Source organism: Streptomyces sp. DSM 15324, assembly GCF_001514285.1.
Lineage (GTDB): Bacteria > Actinomycetota > Actinomycetes > Streptomycetales > Streptomycetaceae > Streptomyces.
The window spans coordinates 423,310-447,502 of sequence record NZ_KQ949029.1 but is presented as its reverse complement, the minus strand read 5'-3'; the positions used below and the strand labels follow the sequence as shown (position 1 = coordinate 447,502).

24 protein-coding genes are annotated in these 24,193 nt (G+C 73.5%); 13 read left to right on the top strand and 11 right to left on the bottom strand.

Annotation, left to right across the window (positions count from 1 at the left end):
- Positions 1–95 precede the first annotated feature (95 nt).
- Positions 96–1,139, top strand: a complete 1,044-nt coding sequence (gene mgrA / locus AQJ58_RS24100) for an L-glyceraldehyde 3-phosphate reductase (RefSeq protein WP_067253285.1) — start codon at positions 96–98, stop codon at positions 1,137–1,139.
- A 147-nt stretch (positions 1,140–1,286) separates the two neighbouring features.
- On the top strand, positions 1,287–2,105 hold the full coding sequence (locus AQJ58_RS24095) for a chitosanase (protein WP_324613811.1): 819 nt from the start codon (positions 1,287–1,289) through the stop codon (positions 2,103–2,105).
- Here the strand turns inward: AQJ58_RS24095 and AQJ58_RS24090 are convergent.
- Together AQJ58_RS24090 and AQJ58_RS24085 are read right to left on the bottom strand one after the other, a co-directional pair.
- On the bottom strand, positions 2,093–2,626 hold the full coding sequence (locus AQJ58_RS24090; RefSeq protein ID WP_067253282.1) for a molybdenum cofactor biosysynthesis protein: 534 nt from the start codon (positions 2,624–2,626) through the stop codon (positions 2,093–2,095). The two genes, AQJ58_RS24095 and AQJ58_RS24090, sit on opposite strands and share 13 nt — an antisense overlap.
- A gap of 309 nt (positions 2,627–2,935) precedes the next feature.
- Positions 2,936–4,267: an alpha/beta fold hydrolase gene (locus tag AQJ58_RS24085; protein WP_067253280.1), complete on the bottom strand. Its 1,332-nt coding sequence runs from the start codon at positions 4,265–4,267 to the stop codon at positions 2,936–2,938.
- Between the two features lie 239 nt (positions 4,268–4,506).
- On the opposite strand from AQJ58_RS24085, the gene AQJ58_RS24080 reads away from it, so the two are divergent.
- Positions 4,507–5,550 carry a helix-turn-helix domain-containing protein gene (locus tag AQJ58_RS24080; RefSeq protein WP_067253278.1) on the top strand — a complete coding sequence of 348 codons (1,044 nt, stop codon included), beginning with the start codon at positions 4,507–4,509 and terminating at the stop codon, positions 5,548–5,550.
- 466 nt (positions 5,551–6,016) lie between these two features.
- Complete coding sequence (locus AQJ58_RS24075) at positions 6,017–7,498, top strand: MFS transporter (protein ID WP_067253502.1); 1,482 nt, start codon at positions 6,017–6,019, stop codon at positions 7,496–7,498.
- Between the two features lie 22 nt (positions 7,499–7,520).
- Here the strand turns inward: AQJ58_RS24075 and AQJ58_RS24070 are convergent, their stop codons facing one another.
- From AQJ58_RS24070 to AQJ58_RS24060, 3 genes are all read right to left on the bottom strand, one after another.
- A complete protein-coding gene (locus AQJ58_RS24070; protein WP_079079142.1) occupies positions 7,521–8,279 on the bottom strand; it encodes a 2-phosphosulfolactate phosphatase in 759 nt (252 codons plus the stop codon).
- Positions 8,280–8,414: 135 nt separating this feature from the next.
- Positions 8,415–9,350 (bottom strand): SGNH/GDSL hydrolase family protein, encoded by a 936-nt coding sequence (locus AQJ58_RS24065; RefSeq protein WP_067253275.1) that lies wholly within the window; start codon positions 9,348–9,350, stop codon positions 8,415–8,417.
- Positions 9,351–9,539: 189 nt separating this feature from the next.
- Positions 9,540–10,427, bottom strand: coding sequence for an oxygenase MpaB family protein (locus tag AQJ58_RS24060; protein ID WP_067253273.1), 888 nt, complete (start codon positions 10,425–10,427; stop codon positions 9,540–9,542).
- 209 nt (positions 10,428–10,636) lie between these two features.
- Here AQJ58_RS24060 and AQJ58_RS24055 point away from each other — a divergent pair, with 209 nt between their 5' ends.
- Entirely contained in the window at positions 10,637–10,885 is a 249-nt protein-coding gene (locus tag AQJ58_RS24055; RefSeq protein WP_324613810.1) for a WhiB family transcriptional regulator, read from the top strand.
- A 165-nt stretch (positions 10,886–11,050) separates the two neighbouring features.
- Positions 11,051–11,842, top strand: coding sequence for a LamG domain-containing protein (locus AQJ58_RS24050; RefSeq protein WP_067253271.1), 792 nt, complete (start codon positions 11,051–11,053; stop codon positions 11,840–11,842).
- An 11-nt stretch (positions 11,843–11,853) separates the two neighbouring features.
- Here AQJ58_RS24050 and AQJ58_RS24045 read toward each other — a convergent pair whose 3' ends face one another.
- The 3 genes from AQJ58_RS24045 to AQJ58_RS24035 all read right to left on the bottom strand — a co-directional run bounded on the left by AQJ58_RS24045 (position 11,854) and on the right by AQJ58_RS24035 (position 13,503).
- A complete protein-coding gene (locus AQJ58_RS24045) occupies positions 11,854–12,228 on the bottom strand; it encodes a roadblock/LC7 domain-containing protein (protein ID WP_067253269.1) in 375 nt (124 codons plus the stop codon).
- 70 nt (positions 12,229–12,298) lie between these two features.
- Complete coding sequence (locus AQJ58_RS24040) at positions 12,299–13,156, bottom strand: DUF4388 domain-containing protein (RefSeq protein WP_067253267.1); 858 nt, start codon at positions 13,154–13,156, stop codon at positions 12,299–12,301.
- The gene (locus AQJ58_RS24035) at positions 13,153–13,503 is read right to left on the bottom strand and encodes a hypothetical protein (RefSeq protein WP_067253265.1); all 351 of its coding nucleotides are present in this window, start codon (positions 13,501–13,503) and stop codon (positions 13,153–13,155) included. The genes AQJ58_RS24040 and AQJ58_RS24035 overlap by 4 nt, the downstream gene beginning before the upstream one ends.
- 164 nt (positions 13,504–13,667) lie before the next feature.
- Between AQJ58_RS24035 and AQJ58_RS24030 the strand changes: the two genes are divergently transcribed.
- The 4 genes from AQJ58_RS24030 to AQJ58_RS24020 all read left to right on the top strand — a co-directional run bounded on the left by AQJ58_RS24030 (position 13,668) and on the right by AQJ58_RS24020 (position 17,180).
- The gene (locus AQJ58_RS24030) at positions 13,668–14,033 is read left to right on the top strand and encodes a hypothetical protein (RefSeq protein WP_067253263.1); all 366 of its coding nucleotides are present in this window, start codon (positions 13,668–13,670) and stop codon (positions 14,031–14,033) included.
- 417 nt (positions 14,034–14,450) lie between these two features.
- A complete protein-coding gene (locus AQJ58_RS43915; RefSeq protein WP_199844660.1) occupies positions 14,451–14,627 on the top strand; it encodes a hypothetical protein in 177 nt (58 codons plus the stop codon).
- 44 nt (positions 14,628–14,671) lie between these two features.
- Positions 14,672–15,898 carry an aminotransferase class V-fold PLP-dependent enzyme gene (locus tag AQJ58_RS24025; protein WP_067253261.1) on the top strand — a complete coding sequence of 409 codons (1,227 nt, stop codon included), beginning with the start codon at positions 14,672–14,674 and terminating at the stop codon, positions 15,896–15,898.
- 130 nt (positions 15,899–16,028) lie between these two features.
- A complete protein-coding gene (locus tag AQJ58_RS24020) occupies positions 16,029–17,180 on the top strand; it encodes a glycoside hydrolase family 113 protein (protein WP_067253259.1) in 1,152 nt (383 codons plus the stop codon).
- Here the strand turns inward: AQJ58_RS24020 and AQJ58_RS24015 are convergent.
- Together AQJ58_RS24015 and AQJ58_RS24010 are read right to left on the bottom strand one after the other, a co-directional pair.
- Positions 17,161–18,012 carry a hypothetical protein gene (locus AQJ58_RS24015; protein WP_067253257.1) on the bottom strand — a complete coding sequence of 284 codons (852 nt, stop codon included), beginning with the start codon at positions 18,010–18,012 and terminating at the stop codon, positions 17,161–17,163. The genes AQJ58_RS24020 and AQJ58_RS24015 overlap by 20 nt on opposite strands.
- Positions 18,009–19,682, bottom strand: coding sequence for a serine/threonine-protein kinase (locus AQJ58_RS24010; RefSeq protein ID WP_067253255.1), 1,674 nt, complete (start codon positions 19,680–19,682; stop codon positions 18,009–18,011). Before AQJ58_RS24010 ends, AQJ58_RS24015 begins: the two co-directional genes overlap by 4 nt.
- Before the next feature lie 572 nt (positions 19,683–20,254).
- Between AQJ58_RS24010 and AQJ58_RS24005 the strand changes: the two genes are divergently transcribed.
- Positions 20,255–20,662, top strand: a complete 408-nt coding sequence (locus AQJ58_RS24005; protein WP_067253253.1) for a hypothetical protein — start codon at positions 20,255–20,257, stop codon at positions 20,660–20,662.
- 6 nt (positions 20,663–20,668) lie between these two features.
- On the opposite strand, the gene AQJ58_RS24000 is transcribed toward AQJ58_RS24005, so the two are convergent.
- Positions 20,669–21,403, bottom strand: coding sequence for a hypothetical protein (locus AQJ58_RS24000; RefSeq protein ID WP_067253251.1), 735 nt, complete (start codon positions 21,401–21,403; stop codon positions 20,669–20,671).
- A gap of 85 nt (positions 21,404–21,488) precedes the next feature.
- Between AQJ58_RS24000 and ligA the strand changes: the two genes are divergently transcribed.
- Positions 21,489–23,603, top strand: a complete 2,115-nt coding sequence (ligA, locus tag AQJ58_RS23995; protein ID WP_067253248.1) for an NAD-dependent DNA ligase LigA — start codon at positions 21,489–21,491, stop codon at positions 23,601–23,603.
- A 46-nt stretch (positions 23,604–23,649) separates the two neighbouring features.
- Positions 23,650–24,183 (top strand): AAA family ATPase, encoded by a 534-nt coding sequence (locus tag AQJ58_RS23990; RefSeq protein WP_067253492.1) that lies wholly within the window; start codon positions 23,650–23,652, stop codon positions 24,181–24,183.
- The last annotated feature ends 10 nt before the right edge of the window (positions 24,184–24,193 follow it).

Here is a 24,193-nt window from a genome sequence, read left to right as displayed (position 1 = left end):
GCCCGAAGACCGTGGGCATCCGGGATCAGGCCCGGTCGGCTCGATCCGTGGTTTTCTGTGCCCCAGTGACCCCGGACCTCTTGGGAGACCCCTCCATGACCCACGTCGCGCACCCGGAGCGTTACGACAACGGCATGCTCTACCGCCGAACCGGCCGCTCCGGACTCGACCTCCCCGCCCTGTCCCTCGGGTACTGGCACAACTTCGGTGACGACCGGCCGTTCGAGAAGCAGCGTGAGATCGCGCTGCGCGCCTTCGACCTGGGGATCACCCACCACGATCTGGCGAACAACTACGGTCCGCCCTACGGCGCGGCAGAGCTCAATTTCGGCCGCCTGATGAAGCGGGACCTCGGGCCCTACCGCGACGAGCTGGTGATCTCCACCAAGGCCGGCTGGGACATGTGGCCCGGCCCCTACGGACAGGGCGGCGGCTCGCGCAAGTACCTTCTGGCCTCGCTGGACCAGTCACTCCGCCGGATGGGCCTCGACTACGTCGACATCTTCTACTCCCACCGCCTGGACACCACCACGCCCCTCGAGGAGACGATGTCGGCGCTGGCCACCGCGGTGCGCCAGGGCAAGGCCCTCTACGTCGGCATCTCGTCCTACGACGCGGAACGCACCCGTGTCGCCGCGGGCCTGCTGCGGGAACTGGGGACGCCGCTGCTCATCCACCAGCCGTCGTACAGCATGCTCAACCGCTGGATCGAGACCGACGGCCTGCTGGACGTCGCCCAGGAGGAGGGGGTCGGCATCATCGGGTTCACGGCGCTGGCCCAGGGGATGCTGACCGGGCGCTATCTCCAGGGCGTCCCCGAGGACTCCCGCGCGGCCCGGGGCACCTCGCTGGACGCGGCATGGCTCTCCGACGACATGGTCGGCCGGCTGCGTGCCCTCGACGCGGTCGCGGGCCGGCGCGGGCAGACGCTCGCCCAGATGGCCCTGGCCTGGGCGCTCCGGGACCCACGGGTCACCTCCCTGGTGATCGGCGCCTCGCGGACCGAGCAACTCGAGCAGAACGTGGCGGCGCTGAAGAACCTTCACTTCAGCGCGGAGGAGCTCGCCGAGATCGACCGGTACGCCACCGACGCCGGCGTCGACCTGTGGCGGGACGCCCGCCTCGGCACGCTGGGCTGAGCCTGCCGTACCCGGAAGCGGAAGTGGCCGGAAGTGTGCTCGTTCGATCGTACGAACATGCTTGCGGTGGGGTTACTTCTGTGCGGGCGACTTGATAGGAAACTTTCCTGTCAGTTCGCTCGCCCCCCACCCCCTGGAGCCACTGTGGTGCCCATTCCCGCCTCCCGCCGTACCTTCCTCGCCCTCACCGGTGCCCTGGCCGGGACCGTGGCGGCAGCCCCGCTGCTCGCCCCGGCCCGGGCGGGCGCCGTGACCGCGGCCGGGCTCGACGACCCGGCGAAGAAGGAGATCGCGATGAAACTGGTGTCGAGCGCGGAGAACTCCTCGCTCGACTGGAAGGCCCAGTACAGGTACATCGAGGACATCGGCGACGGCCGCGGCTACACCGCCGGGATCATCGGCTTCTGCTCCGGCACCGGCGACATGCTCGACCTCGTGCAGCTCTACACCGACCGCAAGCCCGGCAACGTCCTCGCCAAGTACCTCCCGGCCCTCCGCTCGGTCGACGGGAGCGACTCCCACGCGGGGCTCGATCCGAACTACCCCAAGGACTGGCGCAAGGCCGCCCAGGACACCGCGTTCCAGAAGGCGCAGGACGACGAGCGCGACCGGGTCTACTTCAACCCTGCCGTCAAGCAGGGCAAGGCGGACGGCCTGCGGGCCCTCGGCCAGTTCGCCTACTACGACGCGATCGTGATGCACGGCGACGGCGACGATTCCACCAGCTTCCGCAACATCCGCAAGCGGGCTCTGCGCAGCGCCAAGCCGCCGGCCCAGGGCGGCAACGAGACGACGTACCTCAACGCCTTCCTCGACGCGCGTGTCTGGGCCATGAAGCAGGAGGAGGCGCACAGCGACACCAGCCGCGTCGACACCGCCCAGCGGGTCTTCCTGCGCAAGGGAAACCTCGACCTGGACCCGCCGCTGGACTGGAAGGTCTACGGCGACAGCTATCACCTCGGCTGACGGGCACCGCCCGGGTCCGCCCCCGGCGGTGCGTCGACCACCTCGAACGTCGCCCGGCCGACGGTCAGTACGCCGTCCGACAACGGCGTGCACCGTACGCCGCCCTTGTCGCGCAGGGCACGCCGTGCCCCCGGCCCGACCGTGACGTCCATCCAGGCGCACGGCCGGGCCGGCCGGTTGACGGCGAACACCACGGGTCCGGCCCCGCTGTCGAGCGCGATCGTCGAGCCGACGCAGGAGTCGATGTCGACGCCCCTGAGCAGGACGTTCCGCCGGGTCTGCCGCAGCCCCGGGGAGCCGTCCGGGCCCACCGGCAGACTCTCGACGGCCATGAGGGTCACCGCCGCGTCCCGGTGTGCCGGACGGCCGAAGTACCGGTCGCCGACCAGCCCCAGACCCCGTCGGACCTCCACCCGGGACACCGACTCGTCCTCGGGCCCGTCCGCCGGTCCGTCCGAGGGGCGCCCGGCGAACCGGTGGGCGGCCGACACCAGCAACTCCACCACCTCGATCTCGACCATGGCCTCAGCCTAGGCCGCGGCGGCGGGTGACGTTCATGGCCTCCGGGTCTCCGGATCTCCGGGCGTCCGGGTCTCCGGGTCTCCGGGTCTCCGGGTCTGCGGGCGTCCGGGCGTCCGGGTCTCCGGGGCTGCGGGCGTCCGGGCCTCCGGGTTTCTGGGTCTCCGGGCTTCCCGGCGTCCGAGCCTCCCGGCTTCGCGGCTTCCCGGCGTCCTGGCCTCCGTGTCTGGGCGTCCGGGTCTCCGGGTCTGCGGGCGTCCCGGCGTCCGGGCCTCCGGGCCCAGGGCCTCCGGGCTTCCCGGCCCGGAGCGTCACGGCTTCAGCGGCAGCGTCGCGCAGTTCGACGACGTCGGCTGTCCTTCGAGCCGGTCGGTCAGCCACGCGATCGCGGCGCCCTGGTCGGCGAGCAGAGGGGCGAAGTGGTTGAGCAGGGCCCGGCCCAGACCCGGCAGCACCACCGGCTTGTACGTGACGTTCCCGCCCTTCGCGCACCAGGCCGCGGCGAGCGCCCGTGCCTGGGCGTGGGGGACGAGATTGTCGGCGGTGCCCGTCGCCAGCCGCACCGGGGACGCCGGCTTCAGCCGGCCGATGCGCTGGTCGGCCAGGAACGCCTGGAGCGCCGGCTCCTCCTCGATGATGTCCCCGATGGACCTGCCGTCGGTGGTCCAGGAGGTGCTGCGGGCCGAGTTGTAGGCGAGCAGGGCCTCGCCCACGCACATGGTCGACAGGTCCTTGAGGGCCGCCTTGCCGGCCGCGTTGAGATGGGCCTCCGCGATCGGCTTCAGCTTGGGGTCGGACTGCACGAACCCGTTCACCGACCAGCCGAGCGCCCCCGCCAGGTCGCTGCCGTCGATGGCCCGGGTGACCGCGGCCAGGTCGGCGGGCGGGGCGCCGCTGTAGGTCCCGGCGAGGGTGACGTCGGGGGCGTAGGAGGGCTGGAGTTCGGCGGCGGCCGCCGTGGCTCCGCCGCCCTGGCTGTAGCCGTACAGCGCGACCCGGGAGGCGGCCGTGAGCGACGTACCGCCGAGGGAGCGGGCGGCGCGGACGGCGTCCAGGACGGCGTGCGCCTCGTCGACCCGGTTGACGTAGGTGTGCAGCCGGTCCGTGGAGCCCAGCCCGGGATAGTCGGTGACGACGACGGCGACGCCGCGCGCCAGCAGCCGGTACATCGCCAGGTTCTCGTAACCGACCGACAGGGTCTGGAGGTTGACGATGAGCGGACGCTCCAGTCCGAGGGAGGCGGCGCACTGGTCGCCCTGGCCCATCGTGCCGGGGGCCACCACGACCAGCGGACGCGCCCCGCCGCCCCGCCAGGCGGCCGTCGGTTCGATGTAGGCGCCGGTGACCGCGACGGGACCGCCGGCGGAGTCGGTGGACTTGTACATCAGTCGGGTCGCCGTGCCGGGGAGCGGGCCGTCGACACCGGGCAGGCTCAGGGCGAGGGGGAGCGGTTCGGTGCGGACCAGGGCGCCGTCGGCCGACGGGAGGTTGGCGGGCGGGTTGTAGAAGGTGGGGATGGTGACACCGCGCGAGACCACGGCGTCCGTGGCGGTGTCACCGGCTGCGTCGGCCGGGACGGCCGTCGCACCGAGGCAGGCGGCCACGGTCACGGCCGCGGCGAGCAGTCGGGTGGGGGCGGGCATGGCGGACCTCCGGGGGAGAGGGGAGGCCCGAGCCTTCCTCTGCGGCTCGGGTGGGGGACGGCGCGGAGCGCCGGTCGTCCCGACCGCAGCCCCGACCGCTATTGGACGAACTGGCAGGACCGTACCGACCAGGGGGTTACCGTGGGTACTGGTCGGTAGGTTACGGTTCGGTAATATGACGACGGATGCTCGGGGGCCACCCTCAACAGGGGCCGCGACCTGTGTGATTGACTGCTCGGATGCTGCGAGAGTCGGTCTTCCGGACGATGGACCTGCCGCCGCGCGATCGTTTCGACGCCTGGGCTCAGCGCATGCGGAGCACCCACGCACCCATGCGCCTGAGCACCGACCACACCGAGGGCTACCGCGGCCACCAACGCGTGATCGAGCTGGGCGAGGTCGTCGTGTGGCCGGCCACCATGGACCCCCTCACGTTCCACCGCACGGCCAAACTGGTCCGGCAGTCCGACCCCGAGACGTACCATCTCTCGCTGCTGCTGAAGGGCGAGGGCGCGGCCGTATGGGACCGGCGCCAGGCGGTCTACCGGATCAACGACTTCCACACCAACTCCTCCTCGCGGTCCTGGGACGTGACCACGGGCGCCGATCCCGTCACGATCGTCGGGGTGGAGATCCCGCGCGCCCTGGTGCCCATACCGGGGCACCGCGTCGACCGGATCCTGGGCGGCCTCATCTCGGGCCGGGAGGGCAGCGGCGCACTCCTGGCCCAGTTCCTGCGCCAGCTGATCGGCGACACCGGGTCGTACCGGCCCTCCGACGCACCGCGGCTCGGCACGGTCGTCGCCGACCTGGTGACCGTCGCGTTCGCGCACGCCGTGGACGCCGACCCGAGCGTGCCGCCGGAGACCCGCGGTCGTTCGCTCGTCCTGCACATCAAGGACCACGTGCGCCGCCACCTGGCCGACCCGGACCTCACCCCCGCCCGGATCGCCGAGGCCCACCACATCTCCCGCAGCTATCTGTACCGCCTCTTCCAGAGCGAAGGCGTCGGCATCGCCGCCTACATCCGCGACCAGCGGCTCGCCGGCGCCCACCGCGACCTCGCCGACCCCGCCCTGCGCGCCCTGCCGATCAACGCCGTCGCCGCGCGCTGGGGCTTCCTGCGTGCCGCCGAGTTCACCCGTGCCTTCCGCACCGCCTACGGTCTCGCGCCCAGCGAACTGCGCGAGCAGGCCCTGAACACGGGCGAGGACGGACGGGACGCGAAGGCCGGGGCGGGGGCGGGGCATCGCGCGCCGGTGGACGGGACACCGGAACCCTGACCGCGCACCGCACAGGCCGGGCCGGAAGCGGGACGCGGGACGCGGGAAGCCGACCGCGGGCAGCGGGGGGCGGGCCCCCTGTGGACGCGGTGCCAACGAGTTGTGGACCGTGTGCCAACGACATACCTCCCGTACCTGTCGCATGCTGGTGATCAACCGCGGAGCGCAGACCCGCGGGGGCCGGTGGCCGGGCCAGGACTGCGGGGGAGTCCTGGCCCGGGCCACATCCGGTCCCGTCCTGTCCCGTCCCGCCCGTGCCGTCCCGTCCCCTCCCCGGATGATCGAGTGGTGACGGTCTGGGCGGGGGCGTACGGTCGAACGGTGGATCCGACCCTGGGCACCACCGTCCAAGGTCACCTCCCTCGGGCCCGCTTCGGGCGGGCGACACGACGTCATGACCAGTGCTCCGCAGCCGACCCCCGCGACCGAGACCACCGCCCCGCAGAACGGCGGTGGCGGGCACGCGATGGCGCTGCTGGTCATCGCCTCCTGTCAGTTGATGGTGGTCCTCGACATCACCATCGTGAACATCGCGCTCCCCGACATCCAGCGCGCCCTGGACTTCTCCACCACCAGCCTGTCGTGGGTCGTCAACGCCTACACGCTGACGTTCGGCGGGCTGCTGCTGCTCGGCGGCCGGGCCGGGGACATCCTCGGCAGACGGCGGGTGTTCATCGTCGGCGTGCTGCTGTTCGTCCTCGCGTCGCTGCTCGGCGGCCTCGCCCAGAACGAGGGTCAACTCCTCTCCGCGCGCGCCCTCCAGGGCGTCGGCGGAGCCATCGCCTCCCCGACCTCCCTCGCCCTGATCAGCACCACCTTCCGCGAGGGACCCGAACGCAACCGCGCCTTCGGTGTGTTCGCGGCGGTCTCGGCGGGCGGCGGCGCGATCGGTCTGCTCGCCGGCGGCATCCTCGTCGAGTACCTGAACTGGCGGTGGGTGCTGTTCGTCAACGTCCCCATCGGCCTGCTCATCGCGCTCGCCACGCCGCGCTACATCAAGGAGTCCGAGCGCCACCCGGGCCGCTTCGACCTGGCGGGCGCCTTCACCTCCACCGTCGGAATGGTGCTGCTGGTCTACGGCTTCATCAGGGCCGGACAGGACGGCTGGCGCGACACGCTCACGCTCGCTTCGTTCGCCGCGGCCGTCGTCGTCCTCGCGGTGTTCATCCTGATCGAGCGGCGCTCCCGGCAGCCGATCACCCCGCTGCACATGTTCGCCGACCGCAACCGGGCGGGCACGTACGGCATCATGCTCTGTCTGGCCGCCGCGATCTTCGGCATGTTCTTCTTCCTGACCCTCTTCGTCCAGAACGTGCTCGGTTTCAGCCCGCTCGCCGCCGGTTTCGCGTTCCTGCCGGTCAGCGCGGTCATCGCGGTCGGGGCCGGACTCGCCTCACGGTTCCTGCCGACGTACGGCCCCAAGCCCTTCATGGTCGGCGGCGCGATCCTGGCCGCGGCCGGCCTGAGCTGGCTGACGCTCACGGACGTCGACTCCACCTACGCGGGCAGCATTCTCGGTCCCATGCTCGTCTTCAGCCTGGGCATGGGCATGGAGTTCGTGTCGCTGACGCTGATGGCCCTGTCCGACGTGCCCACGCCCGAGACGGGCGCGGCCTCCGGCCTCCTCAACGCGACGCAGCAGGTGGGGGGTTCACTGGGTCTGTCCATCCTGGTCACCATGTACGGCACGGCGAGCCGCAACGAGGCGAACGACCAGATCCCCGCCTTCCTCGCCCAGGCCACCCCCGCCGAACGTCTGCGCTTCCAGCGCACCGGCCAACTCCCCGCCCCCTGGTCCGACCACGTCCTCACCGCCGGCGTCTCGGCCGCCTTCATCATGGCCGCCATCTTCACCGCCCTCGCCGCCCTGATCGCCATCGTGGTGATCCAGGTACGCCCTTCGGACCTGGAACGCCTCCAGGGCGGCACAGGACCCCCAGGGGTGTGAACCCGCCTGCGTCACCCGCAGCTCACCGCTCCCGGCGACGCAGGATCACCCACTCCTCCTCGACCGCCGCGGCCATCGCGAAGTCGTGCACGTCCGCCTCCAGGCACAGTGCCGTGTCCCCCGGATGGATCCCGCGGTATCCGTTCCGGACCCCGTCGGCGAGGGCTGCCGCGGCGGCGGAGGCGGCCGCGCGGTGCAGATACGGCGCCGGGTCCGCCGTACGCCCGGCGGTCAGTTCGGCGATGTACCGGGCGCAGGCGAGGTCCTCCTCGGCGCGTCCGCCCTCGCCGGTGATCATGTACGTCACCCGCCGGGGCCGGGCCGCACGCAGCGCGCCGGCCGTCGCCGCGGCCACGGTGAAGCCGGCGCAGAGCAGCAGCGGTGCCTCGCGGGCGGCGAGGGTGCCGACGGTGCCATGGGTCGTCTTCTGGACGAGCGTGCGTCCCCTCAGGTCGAGGGAGCGCATGAGGGCGGGGGAGTTGACGGCGTCGAAGCCCGGAGCGGGCGGTCCGTCCTTGAGCGTGAGCCAGTCCGGGTGGCAGGACTTCAGGGCGCGGGCCTGCGCCGGCGACTCGGCCAGGACGATCCGCTCCGCACCCCCGGCGAACGCCCAGGCGGCCGTCGTGAAGGCCCGCAGCACGTCGATCACGACGACCGCCTCGCCGACCTCGGACGGCTCGCGCGACCCGGGCGGCCCGGCCGACGCGGCGGGGCCGGCGCCGTCCAGGACGCCGACGCGCCCGCCGTCCCACTCCGCTGTCCCGATGAAACGTTGCTCCATCGGGGCATCATGACCTACCGGGCCCGCCAACGGGCCCTGGATGCACGTCTCTTGTCCTTGTGTGACACGCCCAGGGGGCGGCAACCGGCTGCGGGTGGGCAGCCCGCCGGGGGCCGGCCCGGCCGAAGGCGCGCGTCAGCGGTCGTGCCACCCCCGGTCGATGCGGTGCAGGACGGCCCCGGCCATGGCGGCCTCGCCCTTGGCGTTGGGGTGGGCGGGTGCCGCCGGGGAGGTGGGCCGGAGCGGTTCGATCCAGCGGTCCGCCGCGGGCTTGCACATGTCGTGCCCGACGGTCGGCCCGTAGGTGTCGACGTACTCCGTCCGGCTCGCGTACGCCACCAGACGCAGCATCAGGTTGACGCGCTTCTCGGTGTCCCGGAGGTAGGCGAAGTCCCCTGCCGCGAAGGGCACCGAGGGGGCGCAGCCGACGCCGTCGTCGGGCAGGAGGTCCGGATAGCCGACGAGGAGCACCCGCGCGTGCGGCGACCGGCGGTGCACGTCCCGCAGCACCTGCGCCACCTTGGGCGCCGTCCGCGCGATCGTGACGCTCAACTGGTCGACCCCGGAAGCACCGTAGTACTTCTGGCAGGGGCTGCCGGCCGGGTCCTGCGCGGCCAGCCCGGCGCACGTCCCGATGATGGTGCCGAAACCGATGTCGTTACCGCCGACCTGCACGGTCACCAGGTCGGTGGTGCGCCCGAGCGCGTCGAGCTGGGGGCCGTTGGTGCCCTGCGCCTTCCACATCTCCTGGGTCGTCGCCCCGGAGCAGCTGACGTCCTTGAAGGGCGTCGTGCCGAGCCGCGCGGCCACGAGCGACGGGTAGTTCTGGTCGGAGCGGGCGCAGTTGGCGTCCGTCTGCCGGGGGATGAGAGGGCCGGCGGTGTACGAGTCCCCGAGGGCCACGTACGCCCGTGTCTTCCCGTCACCGCCGCCGCCACCGGCCCCGCCGCCGTGTGCCGCCGCCGGTACCGCCGACGCGGCCACCAGGGCGCAACCGCCCAGTGCGGCACGTAAGGTCATCCCTCTGCGTCGCCGTCCGACCGAAGCGCCGCCGCGTACCTCGTGCTGCATCGCAGCTCCTCCCCCCGAGCCCGCCCGGGCCGGCGCCGACGGCCCGGACGGCCGCCGTGCTGTGCGCCGCAGTTTGTATACCGCCGGGTAGCCCCCCAGGGCCAGAGGCGGGAGGGACCGTCTTCGCGCGTCTGTGCGGGTGCCGGGGCAGCGCGGCCCGCGGAGGGAGGAGAGCCCTCCGTCACGCGGTCAGCCGGTGGCCGTGGTCACACGCTGCCGGGCCGGTGCCATCGCCCAGCGGATGGTCGCGGTCGTGGCGCGGCCGAGCGGCAGCAGACAGACGTCCTCGACCAAGGTAATCCGGGGCAGTCCCAGTTGTTCGGAGGCCCAGCGCGGCAGCAGCGCCACGGCGTTGGCGGCGAGCACCCCGTAGGGGAGACGGGCGACGAGCGGTACGGGAGGGTGCAGCAGAAGGAAACGCGCGGCCTCCCGGGCCTGTGCTGTGACCGCCAGCTCCGGGCGGTACGCGGTCAGCCGCTCCGTGAGCTCCGCCCTGCTGCGGGGCGGACCCGGGATGCCCAGCTCCACGGCGACCCGGGCCATGTCCTCGACGTAGCCGTCGCACTCGTCGTCGGAGAGGGGACGCGCGCCGTAGCGCTGGTGGGCGCGCAGGAAGCTGTCCGTCTCGGCGAGGTGCACCCAGGTGAGCAGATGGGGATCGGAGGCGTGGTACGGCACTCCGCTCGCGGTGGCCCCCCGCACCCGCTCGTGCACCGCCCGTACCCGGGCGCACGCCCGCTCGGCGTGTTCGGCGGTGCCGTACGTCGTCGTGGCCAGGAAGGTGCTCGTGCGCTGGAGCCGGCCCCAGGGGTCGCCCCGGTACCCCGAGTGGGCGGCCACGGCGGCCATGGCGAGCGGGTGCAGCGACTGCAGGAGCAGCGCGGACAGACCGCCGATGAACATGGAGGCGTCCCCGTGCACCCGGCGGACCGGTCGCTCGGGTCCGAACCAGCGCGGGCCGGGCGTGCCGTGGATCCGGGCCCGGTGGCGTGCGCCGTCCGGCCCGGCGACCCGGGTGAACAGGCCCTCACCGAGACGCTCGCGGGGGCTGCGGCCCCCGGCATCGGCCGGTCCCATGGGTGCCGTGACCTCCTCGTCGCCGCGGGGGGCGCCCGTCGCCGCCCACCGTCCGGAATCGCGCACTCCGGGGCCATGGCCCAAACGGTTCGAAGTGCCTATATTTCTTTCTACCTCCGCCGGGTCCCCGGATGCGAAGGGCGTCGAAGGGCGTCTTCGTGCGGCCGGGCCGCCCTGCGGAGTCGGCGAAGCGGTCGCCGGAGGTGCCGATGAACTCCTTCCCCTCCTTGAACTGGCGTGAGGCGGCGGCCTGCCGTTCCGAGGACCCCGAGCTGTTCTTCCCGATCGGTGAGGACGGCCCGTCCCGGCGGCAGATCGAGCAGGCGCGGGCGGTCTGCCGCAGCTGCCCGGTGATGCGCGCCTGCGGGACCTGGGCGGTCCGGCACGGCGAGCGGCACGGGGTGTGGGGTGCGATGACGGCCGGGGAGCGCCGCGGCCTGCGGCCGAGCCGGCCCTGACCGCGCACCGGTCGGAGACGCGGGCGCACAGCGCGCGACCTTCCCCGTGTCGATTTTCATACTGCGGGCGCGACGCGCCGGGGCCCGTCACTCACACGGGTAGTCCTCCCGGCGGATCCGCCGTCCGCCCGCATGCCCTGGACATATGCGGAGCAGCATCCGGCCATGGAGAATCCCGCATCCGACCGTTCGCCCGAGGCCACCGCGGCCCGGCGCGGACCCGCGGCCGTCTTCACCGCGGACTTCACCTCCACCAGCCAGTGGGTGGCGGGGCGTTCGTGGGCGTATCCGAACGGCGGACCGATCAATCCCGACGACAACAAACTGGACTACCTGGTCTCGGATCCCGCCTACTCCCGGACGGGGACGTTCCGGGCCACCCGTCGCCGCGACGGACGGTGGAACGCGGGCCTGCTCACCACGGAGGGGAGCGAGGAGGCCTTCACGGTCCGCACCGGTGACGTGCTCGAGGCGCGGGTGAGACTGCCGTACGAGATGGGGGCCTGGCCCGCGATCTGGACCTGGCGGGACGGCGACCAGGAGATCGACGTCTTCGAGTACCACCCGGACAACCCCGATCTCCTGGAGCTGAGCAACCACGTCCGCGGCAGCAACCTCTACTACCAGGACCCGGCGATCCGCCCCGGTGCCTGGATCGACCTGAGGGTCGAGTTCGGCAGACGGTCCGTCGTCTGGTGGGTCAACGGCCGGCAGGTGTTCGTCGACCGGCGGGGCGTGGGCCGCGGGTGGAACGCGTACCTGATCGTCAACCTGTCGGTGTGCGCGGGCCGGTACCACCCGCCGCCCGATCCCGGTGTCACCGAGATGTCGTACGAGGTGTCGCGCCTCGTGGTGATGCGCCCGCCCTACCTGCTGGAGGAGGACGACGACGAGCCCGAGGACGTGGCGGGGACCGAGGGGGCGGGGGAGGTGGAGACCGAAGGTGATCCGGTGTGAACCGGGGGCCGTCAGTCCGGGGTGTCGCCGTCCAGGATGCCGCCGAGCTCGGCCACCAGCGCGGGCATCTCCCGGCGGAACGCGGCCAGGTCCAGGCCCTCGTCCGCCATGACGGCGAGCAGCGCGCGCTCCCCGACCGCGGTGACGATCACGTGCCCGGCGCTGCACTGGGCGCTCATCTCGCGCAGGGCGCCGGTGGAGGCCTGGTCGGCGAGGCGGCGCCCGAGGGACAGGGTGGCCGCGGCGACGGCGGCCATGGACTCCGCGTGCGTCTTGCTGACGTCACTGGCGACCACCAGCCCGTCGACGGTCGCGAGGGTGGTTTCGTTGACACCCATCACCTTGTCCCGCAGGGAGATGAGGATGTCGTTCACGGGGTCGCTCATGGTGTCTTCTTCCTGGTGAGCGGTGCGGGCGGGGAGACAGTGGACGGGCGCGACGGGGCAGCCGGCCGGGTCAGGCGAGGTGCCCGGGGGAGTCCGGCGAGTCCGGCTGGGAGCCGGTGCGGCGCGGCAGGCGCCGGGGGAGCCCGGTCGTCGCGGGGGCGGCCGGGGCGGCGGCGGGCGTACGGGGGGCGGTGCTCGGGCGTCCGGCGGCGCCCGGCGGGGGCGCGTACTCGACGAGTCCCAGCCCGGTCAGATGCCGGAGGTCGAGCAGGACGGCGAACAGTCCGCGGCCCAGCGAGAACGCGAGGTCCCGGGGTGTCCGGCGTCCGTCGACGGCGCTCAGGAGGTCCAGGTGGCGGGGGGAGAGGCGGGCGGTGGATTCCGGCAGGCCGGCGGAGGGGGTCGGGTGGACACGGGCACGGGTGGACCGCGCGATCGCGCCGGGCTCCTTCTCCAGCATGCCGAAGCGGCGCGTCGTCTCGGCGACCAGCCGCTCGGGCGGCACCCCGGCCCCGGCGTGCAGCACGGGGACGGGATCACCGACCTCCCAGTCCACCGGACGGTTGAGGGAGAGGGCGAAGGCCGCGTCGAACACTGCGCCCAGGCAGAGAACCTCCAGCTCCCCGGCGCCGATCAGCCCGGCGGCGACCAGCTCCCGCGCCAGATGCTCGTGGGTGCTGTCCGTGGCCCGCACGGCCGTCCACGCCTCCTCGGTGAGGCGGCCGGACCTGAGCAGGATCGCCTCGGCCCCGGGCGCGCCCGGGGTCTCCATGGCGACCACCAGGCCGTCGCGGACGTGCAGGGTGCCACCGGGACGTCCGGTGACGGAGACGGTGCAGGAGCGGCGCTGCGCGTGCAGGCCGGAGAGGAGGGAGGGAAGGTTGCGGGGGGCGGGGGACTTCTCGGCGGCGGCGTCGTTCCGGCTCATGCCAGCAGGGCGTCCGCGTGCCGGGTGAGGTCCTGGAGCACCCAGGCCAGGTTGGTCCGGTCCCGGTCCACGGTCGCGCACAGCAGTACCGGATCGCGGTCCCGGCCGACGTTCAGCGTCACATGGTGGGTGCTCGCGGTGGTGACGACGATGCTCTCCAGTTCGTCGGCGCATCCCGCCTGCCGGAGACCGCCGTCGGCGAGGCCGACGAGGTCGTGGACGTCCTGGCTCGCGCCCGTGTCCCCCAGCGAGGCGAAGGAGAGGCCCGTCACCGAGTCCACCACAGCGGCGCCGGCGATGCCGGGCGTCTGCAGAACTCGGGCGAGGGCCGTCTCGAGTAGAGCCATTGGTTGCCCCTTCGCTTGCCCTGCCGAGCACAGTACTTTATTTGCCAACTATCGCAAGACTGGCCAAAGATGAGCTCGTTCGAAATCAACGCTCCCAGAAATAACACTGGCTGTCGTTGTAAGCGATCAAGACCGGTCGGTCTGTACGGGAAAGAGGCACCAGCGTGAACATTGAGAGCACGCTTAAGGAAGCGATGAGCATCGAGGGTGCCCTGGGGGTCGCCCTCGTCGACTACGAGAGCGGGATGTCGCTCGGTGCCCTGGGCGGCGGGCCCCAGTTGGACCTGGAGCTGGCCGCAGCCGGAAACACCGAGGTCGTCCGGGCCAAGCAGCGGACGCTGAAGTCGCTCGGTCTGCAGGAGGAGATCGAGGACATCCTCATCACCCTCGGTACGCAGTACCACTTGATCAGGCCCCTGACCCGGTCGCGCGGCGGGCTCTTCCTGTATCTCGCGCTGGACCGCGGCCGCAGCAACCTCGCCCTCGCCCGCCACCGGCTCAGGGCGCTGGAATCCGACCTCGAGGTCTGAGCCAGTAACACACGTACCCCGTACCACGGAAGTGGTACGGGGTACGTATCCGAGCGCCGGGCAGGCCTTGCACCTGCATTTCCCCGCAGGAAGCGGGACGTCTTTCCTTGGACCACCAACGCGCCGCCGAGGAACGGGAGTTCCGCCCTTCAGCTTTGGCCTTAGCCTAGCGCATGGTTGCGGCATCGCTGCACCATGAAACCGGAGTCAAAGTCTCCGATGTGTCACGGACGGCCATCCACGGTCATCGGCGAGGGCCGAACCGGGGACAATGCGATGATGTCGCCGACACCGGTATCGCTGCGGGACCGTCAGGCGACGTCACGGCAGCGCCGGTCCACCCGCCGGACCGGTGCCGTGTCCGAAGCCGTTCCACCGTGTCGGCCCGCCCGACCGCCCACGAAAGCAGAGCCACCCGTGTTCTCCGTCTTCGACGACACGCCGATCTACCACCGCCTCGTCAGTGAGCGCGGCGACATCCCCGCCCAGGTGCGCGGCGAGGCCGAACGCATCAAGCGCGACCTGGACCGCGTCATGGCCGGCGGCCCCTCGATCAGCCCCGGACTGCCCGCACCCAGGGGCTTCTTCTCCTGACGCCCGGCCCGCCGACCGATGTCGAAGCGCGAAGAGGGACCACCATGAGCGAGGGCCACGCCCTCACCGCGCCCCGTCCGCTGCCGCTGCCCGACGGCCGGCCCGCGACGGCGGCCTGGACCCTCGACCCCGGCCTGCGCCACCTCAACCACGGCTCGTTCGGCGCGGTCCCGGCCGTCGTCCAGGAACGGCAGAACGCCCTGCGCGCCGAGATGGAGCGGGCCCCCGTCGTCTGGTTCGCGACGCTGCCCGCACGGCTCGCGGCGGCCCGCACGGAGATCGCCGGCCTGCTGCGCGCCGACCCCGAGGACCTGGCGCTCGTCCCCAACGCCAGCGCCGGCGCCAGTGCCGTCCTCGCCGCGCTCGCCGATCGGCCCGGCGGGGACATCGTGGTCACCGACCACGGCTACGGCGCCGTCACGATGGGTGCCGAACGGCTCGCCCGCCGCTGGGGCCGCCGGGTGCGCACCGCGCGGGTGCCGCTCGCCGCCGACCCCGACCAGGCGTACCGGGCCGTGCTGGCCGAGGTGGACGACGAGGTCGCGCTCATCGTCCTCGACCAGATCACCTCCGCCACGGCCCGGCTGATGCCCGTCGAGCGCGTGGCCGCCGAAGCGGCACGGCGCGGCATCACCCTGCTCGTCGACGGCGCGCACGCCCCCGGCCTTCTCGCCGCGCCCCTCACCGGCCTGGACTGCGACGCCTGGGTCGGCAACCTGCACAAATGGGGCTGCGCACCGCGCGGTTCGGCCGCGCTCGTCGCCCGCGGCCCCCTGCGGGACGACCTCCACCCGCTGATCGACTCCTGGGGTGCGGCCGAGCCCTTCCCCGACCGCTTCGACCACCAGGGCACCCTCGACGCCACCGGCGCCCTCGCCGCGCCCACGGCACTGCGGTTCATCGACGACACCTGGGGCTGGGACACGGCCCGCCGCTACATGAACGACCTGGCGGAGTACGGCGCCCGGGTCGTCGCGGACGCCTTCGCCCCCGCCGGAACCCCGTCCGAACCGGTCGACGTGGGCATGCCCGTCCCCGGTATGCGCCTCGTCCGCCTGCCGGGCGGTCTCGGCGCGAGCCGGATCGCGGCCGACGCCCTCCGCGACCGGGCACCCGCCGAACTGGGCGTCGAGGCCGCGTTCACCAGCTTCGACGGCCTCGGCTACCTCCGCCTGTCCGCCCACGTCTACAACACCCCCGAGGACTACGAGCACTTCGCCGAGACCTGCGCACCGGTCGTGCGGCGCTGGGCCCGCCGGACGTCCGGCTAGCGCCGAGCCGACTTCCGGCCCCGCGGCCGCCCCTTCGGCCCCGCGCGGCGGCCGAGGCAGCCACCTTCGTCGCACCGGCACCGACCATCGGCCGACTGCGCGCGGCTCCGCGCCCCGACACCGTGGGGGCATGGAGAAGACCGAAGGGATCAGCCGGGCCCGCTTCCTGGGCGGGGCCGTGGCGGCCGGTGCGGCGGCCGCACTCGGACCGGCGGGGGACGCCCGCGCCGCCCGAGGGCGCCGGGGACTGCGGCACCGGGGTGTCGTCTACACGGTGGGGGAGGGCGAGACCCCGGCGACCGCCTGGAACGCCCACCGGATGCGCACCGACATCCGGGCCGTCCGCCGCGACCTGCACGCCGACACGGTCGACGTCACCGGCGACGGAGTGGAACGCCTCCAGGCCACCGCGCGCGAGGCGGCCGAACAGGGACTGCACATATGGCTCCAGCCCACCCCGGCGGACCTTCCGCAACGCGACATCCTCGACCACCTCGCCGAGACCGGCCGCTTCGCCCAGCGGCTGCGCCGTCAGGGGGCGAGCGTCGACCTGAGCGTCGGCTGCGAGTTCCAGCTGTTCGTGCCCGGCATCGTCCCCGGCGACACCGTGCTCGACCGCGTCCGCGCCCTCCTGACCGGCGCCTACGACCCCGTCGTCACCCAGCGCAGGCTGGAGGCCTTCACGGCCCGCGCCGCCCGCACCGCCCGCTCGGTCTTCGACGGCCGCCTCGGTTACGCCGCCGCCGAGGACGACCGTGTCGACTGGTCCCTGTTCGACGTGGTGGGCATCGACTACTACTCCGTCCACCGGCGTCCCGCCGACCATGTGCGCGCACTCCGCCGCCATCTGCGCCGGGGCAAACCGCTGGCCGTCACCGAGTTCGGCACCTGCGCCTACCGGGGCGCCCCCGAGGCCGGCGGCATGGCCTGGGACGTCGTCGACCTCGACAAGCGGCCGCCCGAGATCAAGGGCCACCTCGTGCGCAGCGAGCGCACCCAGGCCGACCACCTCGTCTCCCTGCTGCGGGTCTTCGAGTCGATGGGCCTGTACGCGGCGATGGCCTACGAGTTCGTCACCCCGGACGCCCCGCACCGGGCCGACGATCCCCGTCACGACCTCGACCTGGCGAGCTACGCCCTCACCCGGACCGTCCAGGACCGCCCCGGCGACCCCCGGTCCGACTGGCACTGGGAACCCAAACAGGCCTTCCACGCCCTGGCCCGTCACTACGCGGCCGCCGCCCGCGGCCACCGCCGACCCGCTACGGACAGTCGTACGTGAAGGCGGCCCGCGCCGTCCTGGCGCCCGGGGACAACACCCGCAGCTCCGCCGTCGCCGCGTAGTGGCCCTGTCCCTGGAAGGTCCACAGCAGATGCACCCGCACCCGCCGGTGCCCCTCGGCGACCGTGGCGTGCAGGACGTCGGACTCGGTGCCGTCGTTGCGGACCCAGCGGTAGGTGAGCCGGCCCGCGTGACCGTCGGTGCGGACGACGCCGACGACGTCCGCCGTCGCGTCGCACCCGGTGCTGTCCTGCGCGGCCGCCGCCGAGACGCCCCGTACCGACAGGCCGGGCGCGTCGTACTGCCGCCACAGCAGGAACAGCACGGCGGCGACCAGCACCAGCGCGGGCAGCGCGTGCCTGCGGAGCCGACGGTGCCGCCGGACCGGCGGCGCGGCGGGCACCGTCACGGCGGGCACCCCGTACGCCGATCCCGCGGTCGCCCCCGGCCGCGCGGTGACGCCCGGCCCGAAACGCAGCACGGTCCCGTCGACCCGCCCACGCGGAACGACCTCGCCGCCGCCGGACCGGACCCCCACCGGCGCCGTCCGCTCCGCCGGGCCCGGCTCCACCACCGCCGTCCCGTGCGCGGACCGGGGGTCCCGCACCGCCGTACCGTCGGCCGCCGCGGGTGTGATCACCGCGGTGCGGTCGTCGGGCCCGGACGGCAGCACCGCCGTGCGCTCGTCGGCCGCGGACGGCAGCACCGCCGTGGCGTCGTCGGACCGGGCGTGCACCACGGTCGTGCCGTCCTCGCCGCGTTCGACCCAGAAGCTGTCCAGGGCGGTGGCGCTGTAGTCGTCCCGGTCGTCGTGCTCGTCAGGCCTGGTCATCGGAGCTGGCACCCCCGGGTCAGAAGTTGCTGGGAGGCGCCGCCGTCCGCGGCGGCGGGGCTGGTGGTGGCCTGCACGGTCCAGTAGCAGCCGGTTCCCTGGAAGGTGTGGTCGACGGTCAGCGTGTACTGCCGGGCACCGCTGCGCCGGTACGACTCGCTGCCGTCCGCCGTCCCCGCCTGTCCGGCCGCGTTGCCCGTGAACCAGGCGAGGGTGAGGGTGACGGGACCCGTGCCGTCCGCGGTGACCGTGACGGTGGTGCTCGCGGTGGCGGGGCCCGTCTGCCGGAAGGCGGACACCGTGACGTCCTTGACGGCGGTGGCGACGGACGGGGAAGGCGACGGGGACGGGCTGCTCGTCGGGCTCGCCGAGTCGCTCGGGGCGGGCGCGGTCCACGAGGCGTCCGGGGAGGCCGACGGGTCGGGGGCGGCGGCGGACGGCGAGGACCCGTCAGAGGTCGACTCCGACGGCGAGGCGCTGGGCGGGGCGGAGGACTCGGAGGCCGACGGCGAGGCCGACGCGGACACCGACGCCGACGCCGATGCCGATGCCGGGGGCGGTGAGCCGCTGTCGGACACCTGACTCGGGCTGGTGGTGGCCCGTGCCTGCGTTTCCTGCCGGGAGGCCGCTCCCGCTCCCTGGCCGACCCCCTGGCCCAGGAGGAGCGCGACGAGCACGGCGGCCGCCGCCACGGCCGCGCCCGGCACGGTGGGCCGCCACGGGCGCAGCCGCCCGCCGGAGGCGTCCGGGCCGAGCACGGTGCGCGCCTCGTCGACGGTGGTGCTCGTACCGGATTCCGTGCGGCCCGAGGGCAGCAGGAAGAGCAGCGACGCCACGAGGGCGGCCAGCCGTCCCCGGCCGCGTTCCTCCCAGTCCTCGCCGTACTGCCCCACGGCGGCCCGCTCCAGGTCCGCCACGAAGGCCGCCGCGTCCGAGGGGCGCTCCGCAGCCGTCTTGGCCATGCCCCGGCGGACCAGGGCGCGCACCGCCTCGGGCACCTCCTCCACCGGGACGGGGTCCTCGGCGTGCTGCACCGCTAGCTGGGCCATGTTGTCGCCGGGATAGGGCTTGTGGCCGGTCAGGCACTCGAAGAACGTGGCGGTGGCCGCGTACACGTCCCCGGCGGGGGAGGCCGGCGCGCCGGTCCACTGCTCCGGCGCCATGTAGGCCGGCGTGCCGGCCACACCCGCCCTCAGGCCGGCGTCCACCGCGATCCCGAAGTCGACGAGCTTGGACGCGCCCTCCGGGGTGACCAGGACGTTCGCCGGTTTGTAGTCGCGGTGGACCACACCGGCCCGGTGGGCGTCGGCCAGACCGAGCAGCGAGCCCTTCAGGACGGCCAGCGCCGACTCCGGCGTCAGGGGGCCCTGGCGGGCGAGCAGGGTCCGCAGGGACACGCCGTCCACCAGCTCCATCACGATGGCGGCGCCCTCGGTGCCCTCGACGTACTCGTAGAAACCGGCCACGTACGGGCTGTGCAGACCGCCGAGCAGTTCCGCCTCGGCGCGGAAGCCGCGCAGGAAACCGGGGCGCGTCCGCAGCGACTCGCTGAGGTACTTGACGGCCACCGGCACACCGGTCGGCTCGTGCAGGGCGAGCACCACCCGTCCGCCGGCTCCGGAACCCAGTTCCAGGGACTCGGAGTACCCCGGTACGGCCCAAGAGCTCATCGCCCCCCCTTTCCTCGGCGCGCCCGCGCCCTTCCGGCCCCGGCAACCGTCGGGCCACGGCTGCTGAGACACGATTTCGGCCACCACGGTTGCACTCCCCGCCGCCGATCGCGAGGGGGCGGAACGACATCGCACCCGTGTGACGTCACGATCGCCCGACGACACGGGCCGGGCGGACCCGTCGACCTGCCCGGCCACCGGCCTTGACCCCTTCTCTCAACGCTGCTGATCGGGTCCCACCGCCGACAGCGCGACGAGCGCGTCTCCGAGGCGCAGCAGAGGAATCCGGCAGTTCCTCGGCCGCCGGGGGAAGCCAGGAGTCGGTGCGCCGCACCATGGAGTCGAGCGCCCGCGCTTCCTGCCGTGCCGAGTCCCACGCCTCGTCCGACGACCATGCGGCGCCCCGCGTCACACCCCTCAGTATGGACAAAGCGGCCCATCCGGGAAGGCCTTCCCGTGACGGCGCAACAGTAATGTCACTGCCGTGTTGAAGAATGCGCGCATCAGAGATCAACTTCGCTCCAACGGGGTAGACGGTGTACAGCCGTTGTCCCTGAAAGAGGTCGCCGCCCATGCCGCCCGCCGACGCTCCGCGCCTGTCCGACTCCCCGCGCCGCAACGCCCCGCTCACCCGGGCCGAGGCGGATGTTCTGCGGATCGTCAGTGATGCGAGCCATCCCGTCTTCGTGACCGTGCATACGAACGGGCGGCACCGGTACAGCTATTGGCGGCCGCTGGACTCCGTCACCGGCAAGGGCGGCTGCTACGTCGCCCTGCCGACCGCCGAGTGCGACCAGCTGCGCGCCACCGGCCGGATAACCCTGGGCGACCCCGTCGCCGACCGGAGCCGCACGACCTACCGGGTGCGTGCCGTACGACCCCAGGCGGCGCCCCTGCGTCTCCCGGCCCCGCCCGTGTCCCCGCCGGTGCCGGCCACCGTGCCGGTGCTCGCGGCGCGGCGCCGGGCCCGCGCGGCCTGACCCGCGTCAGTAGGGCGGGTCGTCGGGGGAGGCGGGGAGGGTCTCCAGCCGGGGGTCGGCCAGCAGGCCGGCGATCAGCTCCGGCGACCCGCCCACATAGGTGCTCACCAGGTCCACGTCCCCGCCCACGCACCAGGCACGGTCCTCGGGCCACCACAGGTCCGGCAGCTCGGCGAACTCGTCCACCGAGACCGGCGAGAGCACCTCGGACAGTGCCCCGCGCAGCAGCACCTCGTCCCGGCCCGGGGTGGGGAACGTGGGCACCCCGGCGAAGTCCCGGCGGCCGTAGCCCTCCCACAGGCCGAACCAGCAGTGCCGCGGCGTCCGGGTGTGCCGGACGAGGACCGGGACGAGGGCCTCCGCCACCACCGGCGGGGTCGGCCCCTGCGCCGGATGCTCGTCCCACACACCGGCCAGACCGTGCTCCGACCCGTTGTGGTAGGCGCGGGGCACACCGACGAGCCGGTGCCACTGCGCCCCCGGCCCGACCGTCCGGCCGTAGGCGGCGGCCGCCCGCGACCACCGCACCGGCCGCCCGTCGAGGGCCGCCGGGTGCAGGACCCGTGCGTAGGCGGCGAAGCCCGGCGCGGCCACCCCGGCCACCGTGCCGAAGCCGCCACCGCCCGGCCCCGGCGCTCGCCGGGTCAGCCAGTCGGCCGGACCCGGCTCGCCGGTGCACACCCGCAGGCTTCCGTACCGCTTGTAAGCGGCTTCCCGTTCCACCGGTCCCGTCCTGTCCACACGCCCAGTCTGCCCGCCCCGCCCCCGGGCCGCCGCACCCCGCCCCCCTCCGCCCGCCGGGGCATTGTCAGTGGTGGCAGGCAGGATGAAGGACATGACGACACCTGGTGCAGTTGCAGTGATCGCGGACGCCGAGGCCTACGCGCGTGCCGTGCGGGACGCGGTGCGGGCGGCCGCCGCCTACTACGCGGGCGGTACCTCGGCCCTGGACGACGACGCCTACGACCGTCTGGTGCGCGCCGTCGCCGAGTGGGAGGCCGGGCACCCCGACGACACACTGCCCGACTCGCCGACCGGAAAGGTCGCCGGAGGCGCCGCCGAGGGGGACGTGCCGCACACCGTCGCGATGCTCAGCCTGGACAACGTGTTCTCACCCCAGGAGTTCACCGCGTGGACCGCCTCACTGGCCCGCCGCGTCGGCCACGACATCACCCGGTTCAGCGTGGAGCCCAAGCTCGACGGCCTCGCGATCGCCGCCCGCTACACCGACGGCCGCCTGACCCGCCTGATCACCCGCGGCGACGGGACGGCCGGGGAGGACGTCTCGCACGCGATCGGCACCATGGAGGGCCTCCCGGACCGGCTCACCGCACCCGTCACCGTCGAGGTGCGCGGCGAAGTCCTCATGACCACAGCCCAGTTCGAGCACGCCAACGAGGTGCGCACGGCACACGGCGGACAGCCCTTCGCCAATCCCCGCAACGCCGCAGCGGGCACCCTGCGCGCCAAGGACCGCGCCTACACCGTGCCCATGACCTTCTTCGGCTACGGCCTGCTGCCCCTGCCCGCCACCGAACCGGCCCTCGCCGAGTCCCTCGCCGACACCGCGCACAGCGACCTCATGACCCTGACCGGTTCCTACGGCGTGAACACCACCGCCACCACAGCCGTCCCCGGCACCACGGCCGCCGACGCCGACGCGGTGCTGGCCCGAGTCCAGGAGATCGCCGCGCTGCGGGCCGAACTGCCCTTCGGGATCGACGGGATCGTCGTCAAGGCCGACCTGGCCGCCGACCAGCGCACCGCGGGCTCCGGCTCGCGCGCCCCGCGCTGGGCCATCGCCTACAAGCTCCCCGCCGTCGAGAAGATCACCCGCCTGCTCGCGGTCGAGTGGAACGTCGGCCGCACCGGCATCATCGCCCCGCGCGGCGTCCTCGAACCCGTCGAGATCGACGGCTCCACCATCACCTACGCCACCCTCCACAACCCGGCCGACATCACCCGCCGCGACCTGCGCCTCGGCGACCACATCATGGTCCACCGCGCCGGTGACGTCATCCCCCGCGTCGAGGCCCCCGTCGCGCATCTGCGCACCGGCGACGAACAGCCCATCGCCTTCCCCGAGTCCTGCCCCCGGTGCGGCGCCGGCATCGACACCGGTGAACAGCGCTGGCGCTGCGAGAACGGCCGCGACTGCCATCTCGTGGCCTCCCTCTCCTATGCCGCCGGGCGGGACCAGCTCGACATCGAGGGACTCGGCCACACCAGGGTGGTGCAGCTCGTCGAGGCGGGCCTGGTCGCCGACCTCGCGGACCTGTTCACCCTCACCCGGGACCAGCTCCTCGGCCTGGAGCGGATGGGGGAGACCAGCAGCGACAACCTCCTCACCGCGCTCGGCAGGGCCAAACAGCGCCCGCTGTCCCGGGTTCTGTGCGCCCTGGGCGTACGCGGCACCGGCCGCTCCATGTCCCGCCGTATCGCCCGCCACTTCGCCACCATGGACGCCCTGCGCGCCGCCGACGCCGAGGCGATCCAGCGGGTCGAGGGCATCGGCACCGAGAAGGCCCCGTCCATCGTCGCGGAACTCGCCGAACTCGCTCCGCTCATCGACAAGCTCGCCGCGGCCGGCGTCAACATGACCGAGCCCGGCGCCACACCTCCCGCGGCCGCGGACACCGCGGCCGCCGCCGTGGAGGGTGCCGCCGACGCCCCCGCCGCCGGTCCGCTCGCCGGCATGGCGGTGGTGGTCACGGGCGGGATGACCGGCCCGCTGGAGAAACTCAGCCGCAACGAGATGAACGAACTGGTCGAACGGGCCGGTGGCCGCGCCTCCTCCAGCGTCTCCAGGAAGACCGCGCTGGTCGTCGCGGGAGAGGGCGCCGGGTCCAAGCGGACCAAGGCCGAGACCCTCGGTGTCCGCCTCGCCACCCCGGACGAGTTCGCCGTCCTGGTCGCGGACTTCCTGGACCTGGGGGAGTGAGCGCCCGGGACCCGCGCTCCGGCCCGCCGACAGGGTGGCGCGGATGATGGTGGGCACCGCACTGACCCGGCTCGTCCTCCTGCGCGGGAACTCCGCCTCCGGGAAGTCCTCGGTCGCGGCCGGTCTGCGCGAGCGCTTCGGGCGGGGGCTGGCCCTCGTCGGCCAGGACAACCTCCGCCGGACCGTCCTGCGGGAGAGGGACCGGCCGGGCGCGGCGAACATCGGCCTCATCGACGCCGTCGCCCGCTATGCCCTCGACGCCGGCTACCACGTCGTCCTCGAAGGCATCCTCCGGGCCGACCGGTACGGCGACATGCTGACCCGGCTGCGCACCGACCACCGCGGCCCCACCCACGCCTACTACCTCCATGTGCCGTGGGAGGAGACCCTCGCCCGACACGCCACCAAGCCGATCGCCCACGAGGTCGGCGAGGACGTGCTGCGCCAGTGGTACCGGGAGATGGACCTGCTGCCCGGCGGTGCCGAGACCGTCATCGGCGCCGACAGCGGTCTCGCCGAGACCGTCGAGAGGATCATGCGCGAGACCGGGCTGGACGGCCTGCCGGCCCTGGAGCCGTGAGGGCGGCGGC